Annotated in this window: 19 protein-coding genes and 1 pseudogene; 12 read left to right on the top strand and 8 right to left on the bottom strand. The window is 44.4% G+C overall.

From position 1 onward, the window contains the following. Position 1 precedes the first annotated feature (1 nt). Together EAE30_RS03630 and EAE30_RS03625 are read left to right on the top strand one after the other, a co-directional pair. Entirely contained in the window at positions 2-3,502 is a 3,501-nt protein-coding gene (locus EAE30_RS03630; RefSeq protein WP_123014713.1) for a T6SS effector BTH_I2691 family protein, read from the top strand. Next, the gene (locus tag EAE30_RS03625; protein ID WP_123014712.1) at positions 3,499-4,254 is read left to right on the top strand and encodes a hypothetical protein; all 756 of its coding nucleotides are present in this window, start codon (positions 3,499-3,501) and stop codon (positions 4,252-4,254) included. The genes EAE30_RS03630 and EAE30_RS03625 overlap by 4 nt, the downstream gene beginning before the upstream one ends. 214 nt (positions 4,255-4,468) lie before the next feature. On the opposite strand, the gene EAE30_RS03620 is transcribed toward EAE30_RS03625, so the two are convergent. After that, positions 4,469-6,082: an IS1634 family transposase gene (locus EAE30_RS03620; protein ID WP_123014954.1), complete on the bottom strand. Its 1,614-nt coding sequence runs from the start codon at positions 6,080-6,082 to the stop codon at positions 4,469-4,471. A gap of 238 nt (positions 6,083-6,320) precedes the next feature. On the opposite strand from EAE30_RS03620, the pseudogene EAE30_RS03615 reads away from it, so the two are divergent. Next, positions 6,321-8,321: pseudogene (locus tag EAE30_RS03615) on the top strand (type VI secretion system Vgr family protein); the annotation flags it as partial. Between the two features lie 112 nt (positions 8,322-8,433). On the opposite strand, the gene tnpC reads toward EAE30_RS03615, so the two are convergent. Both tnpC and EAE30_RS19170 read right to left on the bottom strand, forming a co-directional pair. Then, positions 8,434-9,579, bottom strand: a complete 1,146-nt coding sequence (gene tnpC / locus EAE30_RS03610; protein ID WP_315972111.1) for an IS66 family transposase — start codon at positions 9,577-9,579, stop codon at positions 8,434-8,436. A 14-nt stretch (positions 9,580-9,593) separates the two neighbouring features. Continuing rightward, the gene (locus tag EAE30_RS19170) at positions 9,594-9,854 is read right to left on the bottom strand and encodes a DUF6444 domain-containing protein (RefSeq protein ID WP_315972110.1); all 261 of its coding nucleotides are present in this window, start codon (positions 9,852-9,854) and stop codon (positions 9,594-9,596) included. Positions 9,855-9,950: 96 nt separating this feature from the next. On the opposite strand from EAE30_RS19170, the gene EAE30_RS18725 reads away from it, so the two are divergent. Together EAE30_RS18725 and EAE30_RS03605 are read left to right on the top strand one after the other, a co-directional pair. Next, a complete protein-coding gene (locus EAE30_RS18725; RefSeq protein ID WP_164711782.1) occupies positions 9,951-10,112 on the top strand; it encodes a hypothetical protein in 162 nt (53 codons plus the stop codon). A gap of 50 nt (positions 10,113-10,162) precedes the next feature. Beyond that, complete coding sequence (locus EAE30_RS03605) at positions 10,163-10,741, top strand: hypothetical protein (RefSeq protein WP_123014710.1); 579 nt, start codon at positions 10,163-10,165, stop codon at positions 10,739-10,741. Positions 10,742-10,867: 126 nt separating this feature from the next. Here the strand turns inward: EAE30_RS03605 and EAE30_RS03600 are convergent, their stop codons facing one another. The 3 genes from EAE30_RS03600 to EAE30_RS03590 form a co-directional block, all read right to left on the bottom strand. Continuing rightward, positions 10,868-11,815, bottom strand: coding sequence for an IS30 family transposase (locus tag EAE30_RS03600; protein ID WP_123014709.1), 948 nt, complete (start codon positions 11,813-11,815; stop codon positions 10,868-10,870). 265 nt (positions 11,816-12,080) lie between these two features. Continuing rightward, complete coding sequence (locus tag EAE30_RS03595) at positions 12,081-14,051, bottom strand: glycoside hydrolase family 3 protein (RefSeq protein WP_123014708.1); 1,971 nt, start codon at positions 14,049-14,051, stop codon at positions 12,081-12,083. A gap of 310 nt (positions 14,052-14,361) precedes the next feature. Continuing rightward, entirely contained in the window at positions 14,362-15,318 is a 957-nt protein-coding gene (locus EAE30_RS03590) for an AEC family transporter (RefSeq protein ID WP_123014707.1), read from the bottom strand. Between the two features lie 496 nt (positions 15,319-15,814). On the opposite strand from EAE30_RS03590, the gene EAE30_RS03585 reads away from it, so the two are divergent. Continuing rightward, positions 15,815-17,209 (top strand): SLC13 family permease, encoded by a 1,395-nt coding sequence (locus tag EAE30_RS03585; RefSeq protein ID WP_123014706.1) that lies wholly within the window; start codon positions 15,815-15,817, stop codon positions 17,207-17,209. Between the two features lie 86 nt (positions 17,210-17,295). Here the strand turns inward: EAE30_RS03585 and EAE30_RS03580 are convergent, their stop codons facing one another. Next, positions 17,296-17,940, bottom strand: coding sequence for a DUF2057 family protein (locus tag EAE30_RS03580; protein ID WP_123014705.1), 645 nt, complete (start codon positions 17,938-17,940; stop codon positions 17,296-17,298). A gap of 257 nt (positions 17,941-18,197) precedes the next feature. On the opposite strand from EAE30_RS03580, the gene EAE30_RS03575 reads away from it, so the two are divergent. The 6 genes from EAE30_RS03575 to EAE30_RS03550 all read left to right on the top strand — a co-directional run bounded on the left by EAE30_RS03575 (position 18,198) and on the right by EAE30_RS03550 (position 24,290). Further along, on the top strand, positions 18,198-18,563 hold the full coding sequence (locus EAE30_RS03575) for a GntR family transcriptional regulator (protein ID WP_123014704.1): 366 nt from the start codon (positions 18,198-18,200) through the stop codon (positions 18,561-18,563). Then, positions 18,563-19,435 (top strand): ABC transporter ATP-binding protein, encoded by an 873-nt coding sequence (locus tag EAE30_RS03570; protein WP_123014703.1) that lies wholly within the window; start codon positions 18,563-18,565, stop codon positions 19,433-19,435. Before EAE30_RS03575 ends, EAE30_RS03570 begins: the two co-directional genes overlap by 1 nt. Further along, positions 19,432-20,289: a hypothetical protein gene (locus tag EAE30_RS03565; RefSeq protein WP_123014702.1), complete on the top strand. Its 858-nt coding sequence runs from the start codon at positions 19,432-19,434 to the stop codon at positions 20,287-20,289. The genes EAE30_RS03570 and EAE30_RS03565 overlap by 4 nt, the downstream gene beginning before the upstream one ends. A 255-nt stretch (positions 20,290-20,544) precedes the next feature. Beyond that, complete coding sequence (locus EAE30_RS03560; protein ID WP_123014701.1) at positions 20,545-22,431, top strand: methyl-accepting chemotaxis protein; 1,887 nt, start codon at positions 20,545-20,547, stop codon at positions 22,429-22,431. A 202-nt stretch (positions 22,432-22,633) separates the two neighbouring features. After that, positions 22,634-23,368, top strand: a complete 735-nt coding sequence (locus EAE30_RS03555) for an IclR family transcriptional regulator (protein ID WP_123014700.1) — start codon at positions 22,634-22,636, stop codon at positions 23,366-23,368. Positions 23,369-23,531: 163 nt separating this feature from the next. Further along, complete coding sequence (locus EAE30_RS03550; RefSeq protein WP_123014699.1) at positions 23,532-24,290, top strand: phosphatase PAP2 family protein; 759 nt, start codon at positions 23,532-23,534, stop codon at positions 24,288-24,290. Between the two features lie 37 nt (positions 24,291-24,327). Here EAE30_RS03550 and EAE30_RS03545 read toward each other — a convergent pair whose 3' ends face one another. Beyond that, the gene (locus tag EAE30_RS03545) at positions 24,328-25,032 is read right to left on the bottom strand and encodes a DUF445 domain-containing protein (protein ID WP_123014698.1); all 705 of its coding nucleotides are present in this window, start codon (positions 25,030-25,032) and stop codon (positions 24,328-24,330) included. Between the last annotated feature and the right edge of the window lie 238 nt (positions 25,033-25,270).

Raw genomic sequence — 25,270 nt, 5'->3', positions numbered from 1 at the left:
AATGGCGAACCCAGTACAACAAAGTAAACAAAACGGTAGCGATACGGATCCGAATTCACCCGCTAAAAGCTGCCCAGTCAGTGGTGAAGGCGTGGCGATTATTCCTGTGCGTTACGCCATTGATGATGTGGATGAGCAAGGCAATCAGCTCAACTCACTGCCTGAAGAGGGTGACTGGCAAGGCCCGTTTGAGTTAGAGCATGCCAAATACACCATGCGACGCCTGCGTGATGGTTGGCTGTATGTGTATGATGAAGATGGAGAAACCTTCCACGAATATCAAGTCGATGGGGCGGATTTGATCAAATACGATTGGGGCGCCGACGAATCCAGCAACGCTCCAGAAGAGCGTGGCAGTGCCGGTGAAAGTAAGGTGTATTTGTCTTATCCCGCGAAACACACACTGTATCTCGGCTTTAGTTATCACCGCTGGACATGGCGCGTGTGTGAGCACATGCGCTCGCACGCACCGGATCGCAAAAAGTGGATGCGTAAGCTGGATCTGAATAACTATTGTCATAGCCAATCCCTGTATCGCAATCATGCCGGTTACTATGAAGGGTTGACCAAGGCGGTAGCGGATATCGATGATGGGGGAAGCCTACTGCATAAAGACATGTTTGCGACCACGTGTACCCCGTTAAAACAAACTGACACCACCCAATCGGAACCAGAAGATCTGGGCTTAGGTTGGTTACATGGTTTCAATGGTTCTGATGATGAATTCATGAAAATGAATGGTATTGACGATAAGCCCGTGACCCTTCCGTTTAACCCAACACCGGAACGTGATGCGCTTGAACAACGCTTGAATGACACGCCCTTAGTGAAAGTGAAACCCAGAGCCACAATAGACGATTACAGCCTGCCCGATAAAACTAAAGGCGTGTTTATTGCACTGGATGACCCATTGGCGGATTTGTGTGATTTAACTGCGCAATTAGCACAGGCTTGGGCGGAAAAAGAGCGGGTTATCGGCAGTGAGCAAAATACACACAAAGTGCGCATGGCGGAAATTACGCGAAAAATCGCCGCGGTGCCAGTACCAGAGACATTGCACGATACCGATGAGCTCTCCGCCGCTGAGCTGGCGGAACATTTAAAAACGGATCCGGTTTTGGAACTCCGTTACGAAGAGCGTTTAAATCAGTTACTCCAGATCGACTATAAAATTAATCAAAAAGCTGAAGCATCATCCAGTAACAGTAACTCGTTATTGGCTATGGATTCTAAGACAGCGAGAAACATCGCTAAAATGCAATATCCAAACTTTGATAATGATATTCAGCAACTAAAAAGTCAATGTGGGATTGACATTAATAAAGCGCTGCGTGAGCAATATCGTAAGCTCAAAGAGAGTGAGATTCCTGAGCAAGCACGTTTATTTGATGACGACGGTGAGCAGGGCCTATATTCATTCCTATTGGATTTTTATCAGCAAACGCAAGGGAAAAATGCAGTCATTACCCAGCGCTTTAATGAGCTGGAAGCCGCTGTCCGCCAACTGAGTAAAAATCCACTTGCCTTTGGGTTAGATAATCAACACAGTTTTGATCAGGCGTATTTTCTCTCAATGGCCAGCCAAGTGGTACTGATGCTCAAAAATACGGCGATTGATGAGGCATTGACGCAGCGATTTGCCCGTTTAATGTCGTTGGATAACCCAGATAATCTAGTGAGTTTGGCGCCCTTTGCCCTTTCAAAAGAGGTGTGGGAAGCCATCGAGAAATTAAACCCGATTCATGAACACAATATCAGTGCGGCATCGTTTGGCTCAGTCGGGGATTGGGGTAACGTGCTCGGTCGCATAGCGGAATCGCAAGCGTTTATTTATGAGACGCGATTGGATGACCAACAATGGTATCAAGCATTGGTGCTCCCAGTGAGAAAATCGCTTGAAGCGTTTAAAACGGTGTATCAAAGTCACGCAAGTGGTGCCCTCAGCGCCATTGTGGATAATGTGGTGTCTTTGAAGTCTACCACGACCAGTAACCCGAATGCGAACGCGCTGCATTCGTTGACCAACGCTTTTCGTGTGATGTTAATGCATAGGCTCGGCGGTAGTGAAAACGCATTAGTGACGGCCAATCACCAGTATCAGGCCGAGCTCCAACAGTACCAGAATAAAATACTCGATTATCAGCGGCGGTTAACGTTATTTCGTAATCAAGTTGCTCGTGGCGGCATGGGCGTTAATGATAAGCATCTATCAAAAACCCAGCAGGCTTTTGAGTCCGAAAAAGTGCAACTCGAACTCGATAAGCCCGAATTTGTTACCCTCGCCAATCAAGAGTTGCGTAATCAAGCACGCACCATCAAGGAGAAAGTGCTTAACAATATTAACAATTCAAAAGAGGCGTGGAATAAACTCGGCGGTTTAGGCAGTTTGATTGCGGTACTCAACGTGATCAATTTAATCTCGGTTAGTAACACCTACGAGTTTAAGAATAATGAAAATGACAGTTTTGATGCCGCCGACCGAGAGCTGATTTCCACCTGGGCCTGGACCGCCAATGCGGTAATCTCGGTATTTCGTGATAAGTCATGGGCGTTAGTGCAAAAAGAAGGATGGCATAAGATGGTTATATCTGATGTTTTATCCTTAGAAGAAGGGAAAAATTTAGCTAACAAATTAATCATAAGAACACTGGCAGCGGGGGCTTTCGGCGCGGTTGCCGCCGCGTTGGAAGGTACCAATTGCTGGGATGAAATATGGAGTCATAGCAATTCCGGTGCTGAGAAAGTACTTTATGGCTTTAAATTTGGTGCTTTAGCACTACAAGCAGGTATTTCATTAACACAAGTTGGGCTGTCGCTTGCTATTCGAAGTGGGGCGCAACTGAGTCTTGGAGTCATGTTTGCCCCTATATTCGTTACTGGTTTGTGGGTGGCCGGTATTGTTTATTTACTTGCAACGGTACTTATTGCTATCTTTACCTTACCCAAAATGGCCAAATGGCTGCGTCAATCAACGTGGGGTATCGATACGAACGATGAGTGGAGCGTAGAGGAAGAAATCAAACGATTAGAAAATCTCATCTATCAGCCAAATGTTTTCCTAGAAAAAGTCAATATTCAAACCGTTGTGTCTGATTATATGAATATGGTTGAGCAAACGTATGATTGGGCATTAAAAATCTTTATTCCAAAAGTATTTGCGGGAAGAACCATGGGTTTAAATATCAGTACTCAGTACAGAGTGCCGACGAATATATCTGAATTTGATTCTGAAAAAGTTGCCCCAAAACTTGTGAATACTCAGGGAGCATGGTCTACTGACCAAGAAAGTAAGGCTCCTATATATACCGTGGTATTACCTAAACAGGATGATATCGTTTATAATATTTTCTTAGACTTACCTTCTAATATATTGTCAACAGAAAAAATTGGCTATGTCACATCCACACAAGGGAAAAACCAAGGACCACTTGAATTAAAATCGGCACAACACGTATTACGTCAACCGGTGACCGTCAATGAACTCACAGTGAGCGCATCATGATTTCCAAAGAAGAAATAAAACAACGCCAAGCCCAGCTCGATAAGGAACCTATTATTTATGAATGGGAAGCGATTTATCCTGCGATAGTGGGTAAAAATGGGAAGCTAATAAGGTTTTGTATTGGTGCTTTACCGTTATTAATCGTTGCTATACTATATACTTGGTTTGTGGTGCACAAAGAAGCTTATATAACGTTAATTCCCATGTATATAGGATTAGGTTTAGCTTGTTATTTTGTCTACTTTCTTCAATTGTCTGATAACAAATGTCGTTATCAATTAACTCAAAAAGGCGTCATTACCTATACTCAGCAAAATATTCCTGAATCAGTGTACGGCTTTTTTAGAGGATTTGCTTGGTTTGGGATGGGGGTTTGTGTGGTTGCGGCTGTTGTGGTCGGCCCAGCGGTATTTGTTGGGGCTGGTGCATTTGCTTTAATGTCGTTCTCTTTCCGTAATTTTAAACCCCAAATCGACAAAGATAATCATATATTTATCAATGATATTAAGATCTTTGATATTTATGATGAAAATCATATCATGTTTATGAGTAAACCTTTCTTTATTGCAGCTAAAACAAGACTTTTCTATAATACATTAGAAGAAAAAAAAATAATTTTAGAAAAACTTAATAAGATATTAATTGAACCAAGTTTTGCCCGTTTCACTTCGACCAAAGAAGCCTATCAAGATGATTTTATAAAAAATGCCTTTAAGCTACATAATGAAATGTATAGAGAAAACCAAGAATAAAACAACTTTTATTTATTATTGAGTTCACTACTTATTTTTATAAATTAATTTTCTGAAAAGACGCTCCTTGAGCGTCTTTTTTAACGCAGATTGAATTTGAGTTTTATAAACCGTCACGACTATCGTTGCTAATGTTTTCTTAGACTTGCCTTCCAACATATTATCAACAGAAAAAATTGGCTATGTCACGTCCACCCGAGATTCCGCAGCCAATTTAGGAATAAACTGCTTCATACAGTACACCAAGAAGCTTAAGCAGCCGAGTCTGATGCTCTTGAACACCCGTTATGAAGCTTTGGCCGCCAAATTCGAGTGTGTCGATACCTTCGAATTTTAAGAATACCCAACGTGCCGTCGGTTTAGTTGTCGTCTTGTTCTTTACCATGCTAGGAAAGAATTCCTCGGTCTTAGTGAGACTCTCTCGGATTTTGTGCTCTAAGCTCGCGTAAACGAGTAGGCTCAGCGTCATGATCATCAGTAGTGCCTCGATTCGCTGAGGTTTCTTCAGGAAAATTGATGATGTTAAGAACTCAGGGCTTTTCAAAAAGCGAAAGCCGCGCTCGACCTTTTGCTGAGACTTGTAATGTTCAAGCAATGCAGCCATTGTTAGGTCGGTGTTGTCAGTATCGTTGGTGGCGAGAATAAACATACCTACTTTAAGCTTGGCCAGTTTCACCTTTTCTAGATCGGTATAAGGCGTAGCATCTATCAAATAGTGGTATCCCGTTGGCTTTTCATCTTTCTTCGGCCGACCACGACCTGAATAAATTGGCTCTTTAACGATGGTTGATTGCGCGAAGCCAAGCAAATGACACTGGCTGGCGAAGTCGCTCATTGCTTGCTCGGCATCCACTGCGCAAGCAAACTGCTTTTTCTTTAGTTGTCCCAGCGCTTTCAGCTCTTTGGTGATATTTTTGTCTAAGTTCTTATAAAACGTTACCTGTTCTCGCTTGGTTGCTTGTTCACTATGAATCAACAGCCACTTCTGAGATACCGAGCCATAATCAGCGTCAACCCAACAACCCGAGTAGCCATTGCCGATATGGCTCAGCTGCTCGGGCTCAAGGTTCATTAAGGCCTCTTTGGCTGATTTAATGGTCATTGGAACACGCGTAATAAACTTCTGTTGTTGCTCATCCAGTGAACGAATGCTCTCTTCGGTGTACAAAGCGGCATCGGCGATGAAGTAGCGACTGTTTTGAGCTGCCTTCAGGCAATGAATATGCCGTTTAGTGACCTCTGAGAATGCCTTAGCATCGTTGGTGTTGCCACTAAGCGCTTGCATGTAAACAGGCAGGCCAGCTTGGTTTTCGCAAATCAACTCAAGGACCACTTGATTTAGCTCTGGACGGTGGTCTCGGCTGTAGCCTTTTACCAGCTTGATGGCATTAAGATCTTCGTCCTGGGCGTATTCACCATCGACATGGAAGCTAGTGATATCAAGGTGGACAGAGTCTGTTTTAAGTCCTAGCTTATCAACGACATGCTCTGCTATCGCTTGATAAAGTGCGGAGACATCTGCTTCATATAAAGCATCTAACGTGCGTCCGAGTACATCGTCCGTTAAATGGTGAGCTTCAATATCTTTAGCAAGCAACTTGGCAACAGGCTTCGTCTCGAAGAAGTCAGAAAACATATGCAGCGTTCTGCTGTGAAAGCCAAGACCATTGAGAATCATCGCCAAGACCGCATCGCCATGTGAAACGTTGTGATCCGAGTACTTGGGAATGATGCGATCAATAATACCAGGTAAACCGATTTCATGGCAGAAAGCAGCGATCAGCCCTAAGTGATCTAGGCGTTTAATGACAGGTTGAGCAGCAGACATAATAAAGTGACCGTTAAATAACAGTAATAGATCAAAACTGGGGATCGCGGTCAAGAGGTCTGTCGCACTAACATTTGTAAACGATCACTGGATCACATTGTTTTAATTCTGAAATTGGCTGCGGAATGACGGGTCCACACAAGGGAAAACCCAAGGACCACTCGAATTAAAATCGGCACGAAACGTATTAAATCAACCCGTGACCGTCAATGAACTCACAGTGAGCGCATCATGATTTATTACGCCGCAGCAAGTTGTCGATCGCGCGGTTGATTTAACTCTCTATCGTAACGGTGAAGAGGTGCAACGGGTTAACGGCATTGTGCGTCAATTCTCACAGGGCGATATTGGCCATCACTTTACTTACTATTCGTTAACCCTCGTTCCCGCACTCGAACGTTTATCCTTACGTCAAAACAGCCGTATTTTTCAGCTTAAAACCGTGCCGGAGATTTTGTCCACTTTGTTACAAGAAATGGGCATTAATGATTATGCGTTCAATTTGCAACGCACCTGTGCCCAGCGTGAATTTTGTGTGCAGTACCGCGAGACCGATTTAGCCTTTTTACATCGCCTTGCGGCGGAAGAAGGCTTGGTGTATAGCTTTACTCATGAGCCTGGCAAACACACCATAGTCTTCACCGATGCAAGTGCTAACTTACCGTCTATCGGCCAGCCCGTGCCGTATAATGCGTTGGCGGGCGGCGCTCATGATGCGCCTTATGTGAAGCAGTTCAATGTGCATACACGCAGCGAAGTGAGCGCCACCGCCTTGCAAGATTACAGTTTTAAAAAGCCAGCGTATCAATTTGCTCAGCAAGCGCGTGGGCAAAATATGGACTATCAATTGACCGATTACGAACATTTTGATTCGCCTGGTCGGTTCAAAGATGATGAATCCGGTAAAGCGTTTAACCAAATTCGTTTAGAGTACCTGCGCCGTGAAGCCAAAACCTTCCGCGGGAAAAGCAACCAAGCGGCGTTGCGAGCGGGGTATGGTTTCACGCTTTCTGAGCACCTTGATACGGCGATGAATGCCGATTATGTGCTGGTGGCGGTCACCCATCAAGGCACCCAGCCTCAAGCACTAGAAGAAGAAGGCGGCAGTGGCGCCACCACTTACTCAAACCAGTTTACGGCCATTCCCAGCACGGTGAATTGGCGTGCCACCCCGCAACCGAAACCGCTGGTGGATGGGCCAATGATGGCAATAGTCGTGGGTCCGAAAGGCGAGGAAATTTTCTGTGACGATTACGGGCGTGTGAAAGTGCATTTTCCATGGGACCGGTATTCGTCTGCCGATGAACATAGCTCATGCTGGGTACGCGTGTCACAAGGTTGGGCAGGCTCGCAATATGGCATGCTTGCCATTCCACGGATTGGCCACGAAGTGATTGTCTCGTTTTTAAATGGTGACCCCGATCAGCCGATCATCACCGGCCGTACTTATCATGCGACCAATACCGCACCTTATCCATTGCCAGATAATAAAACCAAAACCGTGATCCGCTCAGAGACCCATCAAGGGGAAGGGTTTAATGAACTGAGTTTTGAAGACCAAGCGGACAGCGAGCAAATTCATGTGCATGCGCAAAAAGACTATGAGGGGCTGATTGAAAACGATCATACACAACTGATTCATAACGATAAACATCTCACCGTTGACCGCGATAGTTATAGCCAAGTCAAAAATAACCGTCACTTGACGATCCGTGGCGAGAGCCGCACTAAAATTACCAAAAATCACAATGTGGATGTCAAAGGCTCACTGCAACAAAAAGTCACGGACAAAACCATTGTGGATGCGGGTAGTGAGGTCCATCTCAAAGCCGGTAACAAGATTGTGTTAAACGGTGGGGATGAGATGACCCTCAAAGTGGGCGGTAGCTTTATCAAAATGGACGCAGCAGGGGTGACCGTGGTTGGCTCAGCCATCAATATCAACTCCGGTGGCAGCGCAGGCGCAGGCTCCGGATACGCAGGACTCGCCGCCTTACTGCCTAAAGCCTTAAAAGAAATCAAAGCCTTAGCCGAAGGCATCATGCCGAGTGCGGTAGCGTCCCTGACGCCGGCCGATCCTGAGCTTTATGCTCTAGCGAGTCCTGAATTAATCAGTGTTGAGGCACTAGAGCAAATGGCGATGGACAATACGCCACTCGCTAAAATGTGCCAAAAGCAGGCGGACGGAAGCTGTCCTAGGACCGATTGCCCATGTGCTAGCGCAGAGGAAACAGCATGAGTTTATTTAGTCGTGTAAAGCAGCCACAAGGCGAGCAGTGGCTGGTGGTCGATAAAGTACGCGTGCCAGATATAGAAGGTAACCGTTCACCAGTAGGTACTTGATTTGCTCGCTATAGGTTGAACACGTTGGGATAGGGTTGGCGTGCGGTGACCGCTTGTACTATCTCAGAGAGTACTGCATACGTTGATAGTCCGCGTTTTTTACACGTCTCAACAAGCGAGTGGATGCGACCTCTAAATTTATCACCCGCATCGGATGTCGTTCCATAGCTGATTTTTCTCTGAATGACGCAACCACGTATGCGCCTCTCCGCTTCATTATTTGTCAGCGGTATTGAGGTATCGTTCAGGAACAACCATAAGCTTTGCCTATGCTGCTGCAATTTTTCGCATCGTCCTTTATATCTTTGGACTATCAGTGTACTGCCTTTTTCAAGCCAGTCATCGAGGGATTTTTGCAGTCGTTGCATTCGCCGAAGATATTGACCGTGCGTGATTTCCTTTCTTTCAAGACGATGACGAATACGGAAAATCATATTGGCAATCAGAGTTAAACGACGGCCGACGTAAGCGGTATATCCTCCGCCACTATAGTCCGCTATTTGTTGAAGGTTACGTGTGACATGCGACCAGCAGAGTTGATGTTTTTCTGGGTTTATCCAGTTGTAGCTTGGGCATTGGTCACTCACAACGAAGCCTGAGTAATGTTCACCAAGCACCGTTTTCGCAGAATGCATGGAACGAGAGAATAAGATTTTCTCATAAACAAGGTTTTCACTGGCCACAAGCCAGCACCATCGAAGCCCTTCTTCGTCATTACGAGGATGAGAGGTTTCATCAACATGTACCAGTGGTGCGGTTTGGATACTATCTCGAATGGCTTGGTGGAGTGGCGTTAACATCGAAGCGACTTTCGTTTGCGCTTCGCTAATGGCTCCAATAGAGAATGTGGTTCCAAATTGCTCTTTCAGAAGTGAGCGGGTTTTACGGATACTTAAATGGTACTGACCGGCTAATACCGCAATATAGCTGAGAAGATTCGGCCCCATGATCCCTTGAGAAACATGGTCAGGTTTCTTTGCTCTGAGCAGTTCATTGCAGTGCTGGCATTGTCCTGAATACAGTCGGTACTCAGTAATATCTATCGTTGGTTTAGGAATTTCATGGACCTGGTGACGATAAAAAGGCGTGTCATGAACCGTGACGTCAGTGTTACCGCAACATGGACAAGTTGAGTCAGGAAAGCAATCAACCACGACATCACTGTCTTTTAGTTCTGAGAGTTGTCGTTGATGCCCTGAGTGACCCGGTTTAGCTCCGCGCGAATGGCGACCACCAGAGCTTTGAGCTTTTTTCTTTCAGCTCGCTCTTTTGGCCCATCGGTTGAAGGAGGTTTTGAAGAGTTGGAGCAATTGGTCTTGAGTTTATCTTCATAAAAACGCAGTTGTTCCCACAGCTCTTGAATGAGTGCGTTAGCTTCTTTGATATCAGAAGCCACAGGTGGCGCTTCTGTGAATTTGGATTTTTTCATTTTCATGCAAACAGGATGACGCTTAGAAATGATCACTCAACAGTAAAATGTGGATCCAGTGCTGTTGATCACATTTGATATGTCAATGGGGGGCTGGTGAACGGTTACGATTTGCCCTCTACGATTCTTGCGACTAAACGAGTCGGGTACGTGAAGTCCGCCAAAGGCAAATCCCAAGGACAACTCGAATTAAAATCCGCACAAGACGTATTACGTAAACCTGTGACTGTGAATGAACTGACAGTGAGCGCATTATGATTTCCAATGAAGAGATAAAACAACGGCAAGCATAGCTCGATAGAGAAGAAGTGCTTTATGAGTGGGAAGCGATTTATCCTGCTATTGTTGGTAAAAATGGGAAGTTAATAAGATTTTGTATTGGTGCTTTGCCCATGTTAATTGTAGGAATGTTATTGACTTGGTTTGTTATAGTGGAAGACACCTATATTATGTTGCTTCCCATATATTCGGCATTAATATTAGCCTTTTATTTTGTCTACTGTCTTCAATTGTCTGATAATAAATGTCGTTATCAATTAACCAAAAAAGGGGTCATTACCTATACACAGCAAAATATTCCAGAATCAGTATATAGCTTTTTTAGAGGATTTGCTTGGTTCGGAATAGGGGTTTGTGCTGTTGCAGCTGCTGTGGTTGGCCCTGCGGTATGTGTTGGGGCTGGGGCATTTGCATTAATGTCGTTCGCCTTTCGTGATTTTAAACCTAAAGTTGATAAAGATAACCATATATTCATCAATGATGTTAAGATTTTTGATATTTATAAAGAAAATCATATAATGTTTATGAGTAGCCCTTTCTTTATTTTTACTAAAACAAGGCTTTTCTATAATACACTGGAAGAAAAAAATAATTTTAGAAAATCTTAATAAGGTATTAATTGAACCAAGTTTTCTCCGAGTCGAGACGACGAAAGATGCCTATCAAGATGATTTTATAAAAAAAGCATTTAAGTTACACCCGAATTCAACTGCGAAGTGCGACACTCTCCAATATCAAGAAGCTAAAGCCATCTCCTCAAATATAATGGCTGCCTGCTTGAAGCCTAAACACTTTCTCGGACGGTAATTTATCCGCGATAAAGCGAACTCTATATCGATGTCCGTCACTGTCGTTAGATCGGTTCCTTTCTTCACATATTGCCTTAAAAGACCGTTCGCATTCTCATTAGCACCACGCTCCCAAGAACTGTACGGATGAGCAAAGTACACATCAGCCTTTAATTCTTTTGCGATGGTTTCATGACCTGCAAACTCTCGCCCGTTATCTGCCGTAATGGTATGGACATGTTTCTTATAGGGCTTCAGTAGCTCTATTGTCGCTTTGGTGACATCATCCGCTGACTTAGATGGCACTTTCTTTACCACGTAAAATCGAGTCTTACGCTCTAAAATAGTCACCATTGCACCTGTACCATGCTTACCTAGCACAGTGTCGATTTCCCAGTCACCAAACCGCTCCTTACTGTCAACGATGCTTGGTCTATCATCAATCGAAACGGCATTTTTTATCGCTGGAGCTTTCTCTTGTTTACCTCGGCGATACCGCTTATGACCTTGTCTCAAGTGACGATATAACTTACCGCCCAAGCGTTTATCTTGAGCAACAAAGCGATAGATCCACTCATGACTGACAGATGCACCAATTTTCGTTAATACATTAGAAATCTGCTCTGGACTCCAATCTGTTTCTAAAAGAAGGCGGATAAAATCGACACGTTCCTTTGGTATTCGGTATTTACGTGCTGTTTTGTGCTTTTTGGTAGACGACATCTGGGCTTCGTTAGGGCAATAATGCTCTCCCTTCCGACCGCGTTTAAGCTCACGGTATACCGTCGAGCGGTGGCACTGAACTGTTTTAGCTATTTCAGGAACCGAAATTCCCCGTTCCAAAAGAGCAGAAATCTGGTATCTTCTGCCTTCGGTCAACTGTTGATAATTCATGGTAGTACTGCTTGTTTCTTTGGCGAGAAGAGCGTACCACTTTCAGCAGTTGGCTTCCTCTTCTACATATTTCCATGAATGTCGCACTTATTATCTGAAATCGGGCATAATGATATGAATAGAGAAAGAAATAAAAACCATCAATAGGAAATTTATTTATATTTTTTATCTCATTTTTAAGTTTAAGATTATCAATTATTAATTTAAAAAAAGACGCTCTTTGAGCGTCTTTTTGGTTTTTATATGAAGTCCAATTCTCGCCCTTTTACAAACTCATCCCAAACCCAATCGGGTAGAGTGGGTTTTTACTGTCATGGGGGAGATCGGAGTGCTGTTTTTTAACGGCTTTCATCGAGCGGGGGAGCTCGTAGGGCAAGTGTCCGTTAATTGCATGTTTACCGGTCATGGCATTAAATAACACGGTATCATTGGCACCAAAGTTGGCAATAATGGCGGACGAAGAGTGATTAATCTGACTAAGCACCGTTGGCCTGTCTAGGTACATGTTGACAACGGTTGGCACTATTTTGGTGGCTTTTTGAATCATCGCATAATCTCCATCATCCTTTGCAAAAGTCAGCGGGCCTTCATGTTGGCGGACACCAAAGAAATAATTTGGATGCGGGTGACTATAAGGACTGGATACCCGTAATAACGCCACATCAGCTTGCTCAAGTGTATCCACAACATGTAAGCCTGCGGCTTGTGCTTTTGCTGCGTCCATTTGATATAAGAACACTTTGGTGCCGGTTTTTAATGGCAGTATGTTATTGCGGTTTTTGAGGAGCACCAGTGAGCGTGCCTGAGCCTCATCGGCGAGTGCTTGATTGTGCGGCGCACCTAAGCTTTCTCCTGCTTTATCCGGATCCACGAATGGCGCTTCAAATAACCCCGTGGCGAACTTTTGTTTCATGATTTTGACGACAGCGTGGTCGATGTCGTCTTGGCTCAAGTCCCCCTTGTTCACTGCAGACACAATAGGGGTTGGATCAGCGACGCCACCAAATTGGTCGACGCCCGCTTTGACGGCTTTGATAAAGCGTTGCTCTATTGACAAATCACCGACGCCCCAAGACATCCCCAAATCTTCCGGTCTGCCTTCTTTGCCGTCTTCGGCGCCATGCAAACATGTGTTATTACAATCGGCCGTGATGAGCCAATCACTTAAGATCACACCATCGAATTGATATTGATTGCGTAATAGATCCGTGAGTAAGTAGCGATTAAATCCTGCCCCCACTTGAGCAATCGGTTGGCCGTCTACTTTCACGCCCTGTAGGATGGAATAGGTAGGCATAATGCTCGCCACATTCGCATCAAAAGCGCCAGTAAATGGATAAATATGTTGGTCTAAATTGTTGTCTTCAAAATTGGCGTATTGACCGTAGGCGCTATGGCTATCCCAACCATCTTTTGCAGCGCCGTACCCAACCCAATGTTTGACCACAGTGATAACACTACCTGCGTTGAGTCCGTCACGGCCGTTTTGCATGCCTTCTACGTAGCTCTCCACCATATCATGCACAGTTTGTGGGTCTTCCCCGAATGTGCCCTGAATCCGAGCCCAGCGCGGCTCAGTGGCGAGATCGGCTTGTGGAGACAATGCTTCAGTGATGCCGACAGCGCGATACTCTTGGCGCAGAATGTCGGCATATTGGCGCGTGAGCTTTTTATCGTTGATGGCGGCAAAACCCGGTGACTCTGGCCATTGCGAAAATTTCCCGGCGGCGGCGCTATCAATGTCATCGTGTACAGAGTAGTGATAGGCGTTGCGTGGGTCGGTACTTATTGTCACAGGGATGCCTAAAGGAGTGTCTTCTGCGAGTGCTTGCAGCGCATTGTTTTGCTCGGCGAAACGCTGCGGATTATCCCCATCTAAGCGCGTGATCATGGCATTCACATGATCGGTTTGAATCATTTTCTTGAGTAAAGTCAAATCATAGACAGGCCCACGCCCTAATACACTGCTTGGTGAGGGAGCGGACGCATGCATCATCGCGCCTGCTTTTTGCGAGAGCGTCATGCGCGAGACAAGATCGTTGGCGCGTTGCTCATCGGACAGTCGCCAATCTTCATAAGGATTGAGTTCGCCATCTCGATTGAGATCTTTAAATTGGTGGTTATCAACGGTGATTAAAGGCACGTGATCGGCCGTCAATGTCGGTTGCTGAGTTGCCGCCAAAACGCTTAACGGCAGTAGTGCCAGCGGTAATGAAAGTAAGGTGTATTTTTGCATGTAGGGCTTCCTTTCTTATGATTATAAAAAAACCTGAGCGCAGTGAAAGCACCCAGGTTTTGCCTGTCTAGACAGTCACAATCCGGTTGAAATCAAGAGTAAGGGGTTAAGTGCTGATGTGTTGTAATGGCGATCACACGTTGTTGAAAGAGAGAATTGATATGCGTTAAGTGTGATAGGCCAATAATAAATTACCTACGATTTTTGAGTGGCTTATCAGTACTGTTAGGAAGAGAAGGCGTCACCTTACATGAACCGTTAAGGTGACGAAAGAAGGCCGTATTGAAGCCGGTACCTCGGCGTTAAAACGTTAGAACAGTTGGAATGACGACAGAGTAAAAATACCAATCGTACAGGTTAATAATGATAATACGGTGGTGATTGCAATAATATTCGCGGCCAGTGCGGCGTTGCCACCCATGGCTCGCGCCATCACATAACTTGTCGCGGCGGTGGGGGATGCACTCATTAGGAATATGATGCCAAGTTCTAATCCCTTGAAGCCACAGAGGAGCCCTGCGCCAGTGATCAACAGCGGTGAGAATACGAGTTTTGTCAGGCTGGCAAACCACGTTGGTCCTTTATCTGAGCTCATGGCTTTAAGGTCTAAGGAGCCGCCGGTGCATAAAAGTGCTAACGGTAACGTCATATTTGCAAAATAATGGCCCGCATCCGAGGCAATCTTAGGAATCGGTATCGATAGCGCGTAAAACACAAACCCTGTAACGATGGCAATAATCAGCGGATTTTTACGGATGCTTTTTAGCATGACTCTTGTTGCTTGTGCTGTCGATTGCGATCCTTTCGGGGTCAGTGTGATCACGGCTTGAACATTGTAGAGCATGGTTGTACACGCGACATACAGCGCCGCTAACGCCACGCCGTTACTGCCATACGCATTCGCGACGTAGGCTAAACCAATAATCCCCGTATTGGAGCGAAAGCCGCCTTGAATGATGACGCCGCTATCCGGGTTATTTTTAAATACTTGATTCGTTGAGAAGGTGGAGAATAGGAAAAAGGAGAAGTTCGCCACGACAGCAAACATCACTAACGACGTACTTGAGGCAAAATCATGATCGGATTGCACAATACTTAAAAATAGTAAGGCCGGGAGAGTGACTTTGAACACAACTTTTGAGGCGACATCAATAAAGTTCTCATTGATGAGGTTGATGCGTTTAAATATCACACCGAGTACGAGCATTAAACAAATAGGCCCAGTAATTGACGCAGAAAATGCCAACTGATCCAAAATGGTAGACATAGGGATTCCTAGTAGAACTGAAAATCTTGCTATAGAGGTAAGTGTGAATTGTTTCACATATCCAACAGGTTGAGAAGTGTTATGGAAAAGTAATATGTGTAAATAATCATCACTATTTTTATTTTTTGAGACAGTTTTGTCTATTTTTAGCCGTTTTAATTATAAATGTTGATGTTTCACTGCCTATTTCTTATGAAAGTTATTTTAATCATGGTTTTTTATTTATTTTGTTGTTTTAAAAGATATTATTATTTTTTATAAACGGATTATCTATAGATTTGCAAGCCGTATTCAATGGTAAATAGGATCATCCAGTCTGTTATTGTCAGTGTAGGCGTCAATATGTGATCTGAGCATTGTTTTTAGTATTTTATCATGAGGTTACCAGTGAGTAATCGAGCGAGTTTTGATTAGCTTAACAATGTTTCAACGTGTTTTAGCCTATAACGTAGGGCACGAAACGATAGGATACTCGACGGCATAAAGGAAAATAACAATGACAACAAATAGAAATGATCAGGTCCCTCTGCCTAATAACACTCGAGAGTGGTTATTTAACCGAAATAGTCTGATTGTTATTGCTGATATTATTTTGTTCGCGATTTTGTATAACACATTACCTTATGAGCCGAACGTGGTGTTAGGGTTGAGCATTTTGGTGTTTACTGCGGTGTTATGGCTGACCGAAGCGTTACATGTCACTGTCACCGCGATTTTAGTGCCGATCATAGCTGTGTTATCGGGGGTGTTTAATACACAAACGGCGCTCAATAACTTTTCCAGCTCGATTATTTTCGTTTTCTTGGGAGGGTTTGCATTAGCCGCAGCACTTCATCAACAAGGTCTGGATAAGGTTATTGCAGATAAAGTTCTTATTCTGGCCAAAGGGCGTTTAAACATCGCGGTGTTTTTGCTATTTGCGGTGACCGCCTTTCTCTCAATGTGGATCAGTAATACGGCCACCGCTGCCATGATGTTGCCACTGGTGTTAGGGATCCTTGGCAACGTGGATAGCCAACAAGGTCATCGAACCTATGTGTTTGTGTTACTGGGAGTGGCATACAGCGCCAGCATCGGCGGTATTGGCACACTGGTCGGCAGTCCACCTAATGCGATTGCCGCTGCGGAAGTTGGATTATCGTTTACTCAATGGATGTCGTTTGGCTTGCCGACCGTGATTATTTTGCTACCGGTGGCGTTACTGGTGATGTATTGGGTCATCAAGCCGGATCTCAGTGGTAATTTTGAGGTCAACCATAAACCGGTTGCTTGGGATAAAGGCAAAGTGGTGACGCTGGGGATTTTTGCATTAACCGTCTTCTTCTGGATTTTCAGTAAACCGATTAACGGCTATTTAGGTGGGTTTAAAAGTTTTGATACGATCATTGCACTTGGGGCGATTGTGTTAGTGAGTTTCGCCCGAGTGGTGCACTGGAAAGACATAGAGAAAACCGCGGACTGGGGCGTTTTATTGCTGTTTGGTGGTGGTATTTGTTTAAGTAATGTCTTAAAGCAAACTGGCACGAGTGTATTCTTAGCTCATGAGCTAAATGCACTGATTTCTCAGTACAATATTGTTGTCATTATTATTGTGATTACGTTGTTCGTGGTGTTTTTGACTGAGTTTGCGAGTAATACCGCGAGTGCAGCGCTATTGGTGCCTGTCTTTGCAACGGTCGCTGAGGCGCTCGGACTCTCTCCGGTGTTGCTCTCTGTGTTGATCGGTGTCGCGACGTCATGTGCCTTCATGCTGCCGGTTGCAACCCCACCGAATGCCATTGTGTATGGTACGGGTTACATTAAGCAACAAGAGATGATGAAAGTGGGGATTTACCTCAATATTGTCTGTGTAATTTTGTTGACCACGATCGCTATGCTGTTGTGGCGCTAGTAGTTAAGCTTATCACCATACCTATTGTTATATAGATAAAAAGGAGCTCGTTGTGCTCCTTTTTGTCGTCTACTCTTGTGGCCCAATTATTGCTGATTCACAAACTGCTTAAAACGCGCTTTTGCTTGCGGAGTTGCTTTTGAATACCAGAAGTGCAGCATTTGCTCAGCGGTATTATCGGCGGGTTGGACATTTTTCGGCAATGGTTGCTGACCATTCATTGTGGTTTGTGCGGCCGCGACACCAATGGCTGCGACTCCACCTTTACGGTTGTATTCGGTGACCTCTTTTGGGTAATCACGCCCAATCTGTAAACCTTCTTTAATTAACTTATCTTGTTTTGCTTTGATGGTGTTGCCGTCACTATCCACCAGAGACCATGACATGTTATCGATTTTTTTCTCCGCATTACGGCGGTTACGATAGTCTGGAAAATTAAAAGAAATGGTTTCATCTTCTGCCGTAAAGGTGGCGAGGAGCGGTTCACTTTCTACGGTATAGCGATCATTACCTTCTGTGAAGACGGGCTTATAGCGAAACAGTATTTGATGTTGACCATCTTTTAAGTCAATGGTTTTGACCGCATCAAATAACCCACCATTTTCATGAGGTTTGGCACTATCGACAACCAGCATATCGACGGAACTGGGCACTTTGATGGTGACGTTGGCTGATGCCGAAGCAGCAAACGTAAGGGCGAGTAAGCAGGGTAACGTTGTTAATGTTTTCATTCGAATGGTCCTTTATATCGCTAATGCGTATTGGTAAAAGAGGGTGCCGATATTTGTGGGTAAAAGCAAGGTCGCTGTATGAGTAAATGCTTAAATTCATAAAAATATCACATGAAATCACATTATTATGAGCTTCTTTGCTCAAGGGTACAATCGAATGCCGTGTCGATTCGTGAGAAAAATCGATCACAATCCTTGCATCTTGTGACTATAAGATATAGTGTTATAGTTAACTATAACACCACGTAGGTTTTACGATGGAATGGCACGATAAAGAACCCATTTATCGACAATTGGCTGAGCATGTTCGTGAGCAAATACGTCTCGGACAGTGGCAAGAAGGACAAGTATTGCCTTCCGTTCGCCAAGTTTCGATGGATTTAAAAATTAATCATTTAACGGTTGCCAAAGGTTATCAGTGCTTGGTGGATGAGGGGCTGGTAGAGAAGCGACGAGGCCAAGGAATGTTTGTCTGTTCTGGTGCTCAAGAAACCCTGAAATCCGCGCATCGTCAGCATTTTTTAGAGGTTCAGCTTCCTGAGCTTGCGACAACATTACAGCAGTTAAATATTGATATTCCTGAGCTGGTTGTTCATTTACGAACCATCATGGAGAGAAAATAATGAAGGCGTTAATCACGGCACGTAACTTAAGTAAAACTTACTCCCAAGCAAATGCAGAGTATGCGATGCAAGGGCTCGATTTTATCGTACAACCTGGGCAAGTTCTTGGATTGTTGGGACATAATGGCGCTGGAAAATCGACGTTGATTCGCTCTTTATTAGGGTTGCAAGCGTTTGAAGGTCAGGTTGATATTAATGGTTGTGATCCTATTAAACAGCATGCTCAAGCGATGAGAAACATCGCCTGTATCTCGGATACGAATAGTTTATCGGACTGGATGACGGTACAGCAGCTGGTGGATTATACCGCGGGGGTGCATCCGGATTTCAAAAAGCCGCATGCTCTAGAGTTGCTGGCTAAAACATCGATTTCTCTAAAAAGTTTGATTGGCGCATTGTCCAAAGGAATGAAAGTGCAGGTGCATCTTGCGCTTGTGATGGCGACTCAGTGTCGAATTTTGATTTTGGATGAGCCGACGTTAGGGCTGGATTTGATGTATCGCGATACATTTTATCGTCAAATGTTGACGTGGTTTGAAGAAGGTGAAGGTCAACGCTCAGTGATCATTGCGAGTCATGAAGTGGGTGAAATTGAGCATCTCTTAACGGACGTGCTGATCTTAAAACAAGGCCGACAAATTTTGCATTCCACTATGACAGATTTAACGGACGAGTTTTTTATACTCGAAGCGCCAAATACTCACGATGCCCAGATTAAAGCGTTCGCGCCGATCGCATCGGAATCCGGTCTAGGAACTACACGCTGGCTATTACGTGGTCATCAACGAGAGGTGCTAGAGCCATGGGGTCATATTTACACTGTAAAATTGGCGGATGTCTTTATTGCGTTGCAAAAGGAGCATAATCTATGAGTGTTTTTATCACATTGCTTAAAAAAGAGCTCATTGAGCATCCGCGCGTAATCAAAGGTCCGCTATGGACTGGTATTGTCAGTATTGCATTAACCTTGTTGTTTATTACTCAGGGCAATGTTTCTGTGCATGTTGAGATGAATAATTTCAACGACATGAATCAAGCGATGGGTTCTTCTTTCATGGCGGAACAAGGATTAACGAGCTTTGATCATTTAAATATTGCGCTGTTTTTCGTTGGTTTGGTTTCCTTGTTAATGACCACGACGTATTTCCCGAAAACGTTACGCAAGGAGCGTACGGAAGGGAGTGTGGTTTTTTGGCGCAGCATGCCTATTTCTGAATGGCAAATCTACGGGTCAAAGTTGGTCTTTGGCTTAGGGGTGATTCCAGTTATCTGTTCGCTCTTATTCCTCTTGATTCAAGCTGAAGTGAGCTTGTTTTCTGCGTTGTTGACATCCAATCGATCGTTTTCATATTACGCACTGACCATGCTCGAAGGTTTTCTGCGCTACTTAGGGGTGATGGGGGCCATTTCGTTATTCAGTCTACCGATTGCTTGCGTGGCCATGTTGGTGTCGCAGTTTATTAAGTCGCCATTACTTGCCATGATTATTGGCGCTTATGCGATTCAGTGGTTAACGCCGTCGCTGCTAGGCACTCATGCGCTCAGCCACTTAGTGTCTGGAGTATCGTCTGTGCCATTTCGTCTTCTCTCAGGGGATGCTTTGATGGGAACGTTGCAGTGGTATGGCGGATTTAGCTTAGGGGCTTATTTCTTACTCGGGGCGCTCAGCTTGTGGTTTAGTTGGCAATACTATCAACGCAATGCCCTGCCTTGGCAAAAAAGTTAGCCTGCAAACAAACGGAAGTGACGTGTTCACTTCCGTTTTTGCGATCTCAATAGAATAGTCAACTCGCTGACTATTCATTTTTTATGCCTACTTCTCATTTAATTCATGCAGGAAAAAATATAATCGTACGGCGCAATAGTTTTATGGAACGGATGGCTTTACCTAATCGATTAGAGGCATCCACACCCACAGGGCTGCGTCATACCATTATAAAAAGAAATGAGTCATAAAAATAACTGAGTCGTAGGATTTAATATGTTGAAAAGTTTATCATTGAGAACGAAGTTGGCGTTAGCGGCGAGTCTGGCGATTATTCTCGGCAGTTTAATTGTTGAAACGCTGGCGTTTCAATCCTCGTTGTCACGCTTAGATAAGAGTATCGATCAGAGTTTGGACAACTCATCGTCTTCCTACAATCAATACGTTGCGGATTGGTTGCAGGTAAAATCACGTGTGATGACATCCTTACATTCCCAAATACCAGACAGCGAAATTGTCGACAGACTGATTCAGCTTAAGAAATCGGCGGGTTTTGATAATGTCTTTTTGGCGTATCCAGACGGGTCGCAACGTAACGCCAATGGCGTGACCTTAGCGAAAGGGAACGATGATCCACGCCAATGGGGATGGTACAAAAATGCGCAAGCCAACCCTAGCCGTGTGTTTATGGATAACCCAACGGTTGCTTCTGCCACTGGCGCCAATGTGGTCTCGATGGGGAAAGCCATCACCATTAATGGACAGTCGCTGGTGTTAGGTGCGGACATGCAAATTACCGATATCATCAATACGATGAAGCAAGTCGTATTACCCGGTGAAGGTTACATGTTTATTGCCAATCGTGAAGGCAATATTTTTACTTATAAAGACACGGATTTATTAAATAAAAGCGTCAATCAATTGGGGTTGAATTTCGCTGATATCCAGCAAAGCGCCAATCAAGGACACCGTTTGTTAGTCGACGTCGACGGACAAGAAATGGATCTCTTTGCTAAGCCAATACCAGGGACGGAATTGAGTACGGTGATTGTGCTTAATCACCATTCATTAATTGCACCGCTATACCATTCATTGTGGTTCCAAGTCATTGCGACGGTTATTGTTGTGATTCTTTGCGTACTCTTATTTAATGTATTGTGTAATGTATTACTTAAACCATTGAAAAATGTTTCTTTAGCGCTCAAAGATATTGCTGATGGCAATGGTGACCTGACACGACGTATGCCTGTTGAAAGCCAAGATGAGATTGGCGATCTGGCGAATAATTTTAACCGCTTTGTGGAAAGTTTACAGGCGTTGATTAGTCATATTCGTCAGCAAGCAGAGCAATTGAGCCTGCAGGCAACAGAATCGACTCAACATACCAATCGTTCCGTTGCTGAGCTGGAAACACAACAGCAAGAAATTACATTGGTTGCTACCGCTGTGACAGAAATGTCTTCTGCGACGCAAGAAATTGCTTCTCATGCCGATCATACTGCCAATGCGGCGCACCAATCATCAGAAAATACCGACAAAGGTTTCACGTTAGTTGATAACTCTCGACGTTCGATTACGCATTTAGCGGAAGAAGTGCAACGCGCCGCGGGCGTCATTGCTGAGCTGAATCATCACTCACAAGAGATTGCAACGGTGTTAACCTCCATTCAGGAAATAGCGGAACAAACCAATCTGTTGGCATTAAATGCCGCGATAGAAGCGGCTCGCGCCGGGGAGCAAGGTCGCGGGTTCGCTGTTGTGGCTGATGAAGTCCGCGTGCTTTCTCAGCGAACTCATAAATCGACTGATGTGATTAAAGCGACCATTTCGACATTACAAAGCAACACGCAAAAAGCCGTTGATATGATTTCACAGAGTGAATCGCTTGCTCAGCACTCCGTAGAAGATGCCGATAAGGCGACAGAAGCGTTAGACGCGATTCGAGCCTCCGTGACCTCAATCAGCGATATGGCGACACAAATTGCCACGGCTGCGCAAGAGCAAACGCATGTCACCGATGAAATCACCGCCAACATTACTTCGATTAAAGATGTGACGGATCAACTGGTCGATGGCGCACAGCATGCCTTAGTGCAGGCCACGGATTTGAATGGTCAATCAGAAGATCTTAAGGCAAAAGTAGCGACGTTTAAATTGTCCTAGGACGCGACTCTATTGATAAAGGGCCGATATGACTGCGTGCATGTCGGCTTTTTTTGGGTGTCAAAGCCAGTGCTTAGGGGCTATTTATCGAGAGGATTGTATTTAATTCTCAAATATTAAGAAATAAAGAGATAGGTGTATTTTCTATTCCCAAAATATAAGAAAATAATCAACGGTATGATTTCCTTAAGGTTAGACAACAATGAAAACCACCACCTCGAACGCAAGCCTAGTTAATGAGAAAGCATTGCAGTTATTAATGCAAGTTGCGGTTAATGAGGAGCCAGTGCCAGCCAAAGTGTTAAGTGAACAGTTACAGGTACCATTAAGTAGCTTATATCGACACCTGAAATTGCTGAAAGAATGGAACCTGATTGAAGAGAGTGCTCACGATAAATCGTTAATTATCGGACCGGCGGCTCTGTTATTAATGCGCAGTTATCGTGGTAGTCCGCATAACCTTGAAGAAGTGGATGCCGTGTTGTCGCGTTTACAAAAGCAGACTGGAGAAATGGCCGCGTACATGGTGCCAGTGGGGTATCGAGCTTTGTGTGTCAGCCAAAAAGAGAGCATGCAGGCGCTTCGTTGTAGTTTTGTACAGGGGCAAAGCCAGCCATTATTGCGAGGGGCTTCATCGAAAGTGATGTTGGCATTTTTGCCAGAGGCAAGGTGTGAAAAAATACTGTGTCATTTTGGTGAAGAGCATCGATTAGAACAATGGCAGCAAGATCTAGAGCAAATTCGTCAACAGGGATACGCATGTAGCACATCAGAAATCGACTCGGGTGTGTCGGGAGTTAGCGCGCCAGTGATGAAAGGATCGAAACTGATAGGAGCAGTGACGGTGATGGTGCCAGCTCATCGCCTTGAAGCCAATAAGCAACGCATCATTTTACATGTTCTCCAAGCCTCACGGGCTTTACCTTTGAAAAACTAAAAACCCTTAATGTTATTGTAAGTTCATGTTTTATATAATCATATTCCCTGTTCCGACCCGTTTCTTTTGGGTGACAATAACAGTGAATTTACAGAATACTGATACAACTCGTTGCTATGCGAATTACACTACATGGGTAGTGTAGAAGTTAGGAAGGGTTGATATGAAATTCATTCGCTGGAGAGAAAACCGCGACAAAAGAGTGTATTTGTTGCTGTGTATTATCACGTTAATGATTGGCATGACGTGCGTTTTCTTCTGGCCAGTGAACTTACTTAAGCAACCAACCCCGATTCTTGGCTTTACCATGCATTATCTTTCCGACTCCGCGCAAGGCTGGGTCGCCGCCTGTTTTGTCCTAGTTTGGTTTGTATGGGCATTAAAAGGCTCGTCTTACTCAACACAGCGCTGCTTGAGTTTGGTCGCGCAGATGTTCATCTTATTTTTGATCGCTAATATTTTGAAATTGGGAATCAAAGATTTTACTGAGATACCAAGACCTTATACCACTGTGATGACGCAACATTTGTTGCTGCCTGAACCCGCTCATTTTTATAAATTAGGTGTGGCTCAAAAGCTTGATGTTCTCAATGATATGCAAAGCTATATCTCTCATTGGCGATTAGAGTCATGGAAGCAGCACTTAGATTATGCGTTTCCATCGGGACATACGATTTTTGTCACCATTTGTGCGTTGTTCTTTGGGTCATTATTTATTGAACAAAAACGCTATGTTTCTCTCGGAGTACTCGTCCTCTGGGCCTTGGGAGTGGCATATTCACGCCTATGGTTAGGCATGCATAGCCCCATCGATTTGGTTGGTGCTGTGGCTTTAGTCGGTGGGTTATATTGGTGCGTGCCTAGGCACTATTCGGTAGAGCGCATTAAGAGTCTACCTCTGATGAATCGAGAACGTTCTTAAATGAAAAAAGGCCAGTCATTGAACTGGCCTTTCGGTATTAAAGCAGCAGCGTCGAAACGATACCTATGACGCCACCAAAGATGCCTCCCCAAACGACCAGCCAGCCAAGGTGCTCTTTGATCATCTTTTGCACCATTTCTTTGACCAGTTGTGGTGTTAGCTCATTGAGGCGTTGCTCAATGATGCTGGCGATTTTTTCCTGAATCTCTTCTTGAACCATCTCGGATTGGAGTTGCGATTGCAGTGCCTTTTTGACAGTGTCACTTTGGCTGATGCTTTTCATCGATATTTGCATTTTTTCTATGAAAGGTTCTCGCATTGGCTGCAGGGCTTCTACGCCACCAAACATGGATAACATACTACCGAACTTGGATTGTTCGATGACTTCTACGAGAGAATCAAATGCCGGATTAAAATCAACACTGGCAATAACCGGCTCCAGATCGATACCATTTCCTGAAGTGGTCTCTTTTTGTAAAAAGCGTTGAATATTGTCTGATGTAAAAAACTGCTCCATCATTAACGTTTTTATGGCGGCCTTGAACGACTCGAAACGAGCTGGAATAACCCCAGAACCGTAAAGTCCCGGCACTTTTTCAAACAGCATATGAATCGCTAGCCAGTTGGTTATGGCGCCTGAAAAAGCAAATAAACCGGCATTGAGAGCGAGATCATTGTGCATGAAGTAGCCGGTGACAAGCAAGATGAGAGCGATGAGGTTCGTAATAACACTTTTATTCATAAGAAGTCTGTTTGTTGAGAAACATGATAGTCTGAATTCTAAGAGAAAACGGAGCCAGAGAAAAGGTATGAATGAGCTTGGCTTTGGTTTATGGAACTGATCGATCAGTCACGGAAGTGAAGAGACTAGGAAGATAAGATTCACTAAATGGTGTTTAAATTGTCAATGGTCTTTATTACACGGTCAGGTAACGTTGCCGAGAGTGAGAGAAGTATCTAGACTAACAATGAAACTATCT

This window comes from Vibrio zhugei (genome assembly GCF_003716875.1).
Classification (GTDB): domain Bacteria; phylum Pseudomonadota; class Gammaproteobacteria; order Enterobacterales; family Vibrionaceae; genus Vibrio; species Vibrio zhugei.
The sequence above is the reverse complement of the archived record's forward strand: the minus strand, read 5'-3'. Positions and strand labels throughout refer to the sequence as shown.

Excerpts from the sequence above, each read along its gene's own strand:
- EAE30_RS03570 (WP_123014703.1), top strand. The coding sequence starts at position 18,563 with ATGAAGGCGTTAATCACGGCACGTAACTTAAGTAAAACTTACTCCCAA.
- EAE30_RS03555 (WP_123014700.1), top strand. The coding sequence starts at position 22,634 with ATGAAAACCACCACCTCGAACGCAAGCCTAGTTAATGAGAAAGCATTG.
- EAE30_RS03580 (WP_123014705.1), bottom strand. The coding sequence starts at position 17,940 with ATGAAAACATTAACAACGTTACCCTGCTTACTCGCCCTTACGTTTGCT.
- EAE30_RS03600 (WP_123014709.1), bottom strand. The coding sequence starts at position 11,815 with ATGAATTATCAACAGTTGACCGAAGGCAGAAGATACCAGATTTCTGCT.
- EAE30_RS03595 (WP_123014708.1), bottom strand. The coding sequence starts at position 14,051 with ATGCAAAAATACACCTTACTTTCATTACCGCTGGCACTACTGCCGTTA.
- EAE30_RS03545 (WP_123014698.1), bottom strand. The coding sequence starts at position 25,032 with ATGAATAAAAGTGTTATTACGAACCTCATCGCTCTCATCTTGCTTGTC.
- EAE30_RS03590 (WP_123014707.1), bottom strand. The coding sequence starts at position 15,318 with ATGTCTACCATTTTGGATCAGTTGGCATTTTCTGCGTCAATTACTGGG.
- EAE30_RS19170 (WP_315972110.1), bottom strand. The coding sequence starts at position 9,854 with ATGAAAAAATCCAAATTCACAGAAGCGCCACCTGTGGCTTCTGATATC.
- EAE30_RS03585 (WP_123014706.1), top strand. The coding sequence starts at position 15,815 with ATGACAACAAATAGAAATGATCAGGTCCCTCTGCCTAATAACACTCGA.
- EAE30_RS03630 (WP_123014713.1), top strand. The coding sequence starts at position 2 with ATGGCGAACCCAGTACAACAAAGTAAACAAAACGGTAGCGATACGGAT.
- EAE30_RS03560 (WP_123014701.1), top strand. The coding sequence starts at position 20,545 with ATGTTGAAAAGTTTATCATTGAGAACGAAGTTGGCGTTAGCGGCGAGT.
- EAE30_RS03550 (WP_123014699.1), top strand. The coding sequence starts at position 23,532 with ATGAAATTCATTCGCTGGAGAGAAAACCGCGACAAAAGAGTGTATTTG.
- EAE30_RS03620 (WP_123014954.1), bottom strand. The coding sequence starts at position 6,082 with ATGTCTGCTGCTCAACCTGTCATTAAACGCCTAGATCACTTAGGGCTG.
- EAE30_RS03625 (WP_123014712.1), top strand. The coding sequence starts at position 3,499 with ATGATTTCCAAAGAAGAAATAAAACAACGCCAAGCCCAGCTCGATAAG.
- EAE30_RS03565 (WP_123014702.1), top strand. The coding sequence starts at position 19,432 with ATGAGTGTTTTTATCACATTGCTTAAAAAAGAGCTCATTGAGCATCCG.
- EAE30_RS03575 (WP_123014704.1), top strand. The coding sequence starts at position 18,198 with ATGGAATGGCACGATAAAGAACCCATTTATCGACAATTGGCTGAGCAT.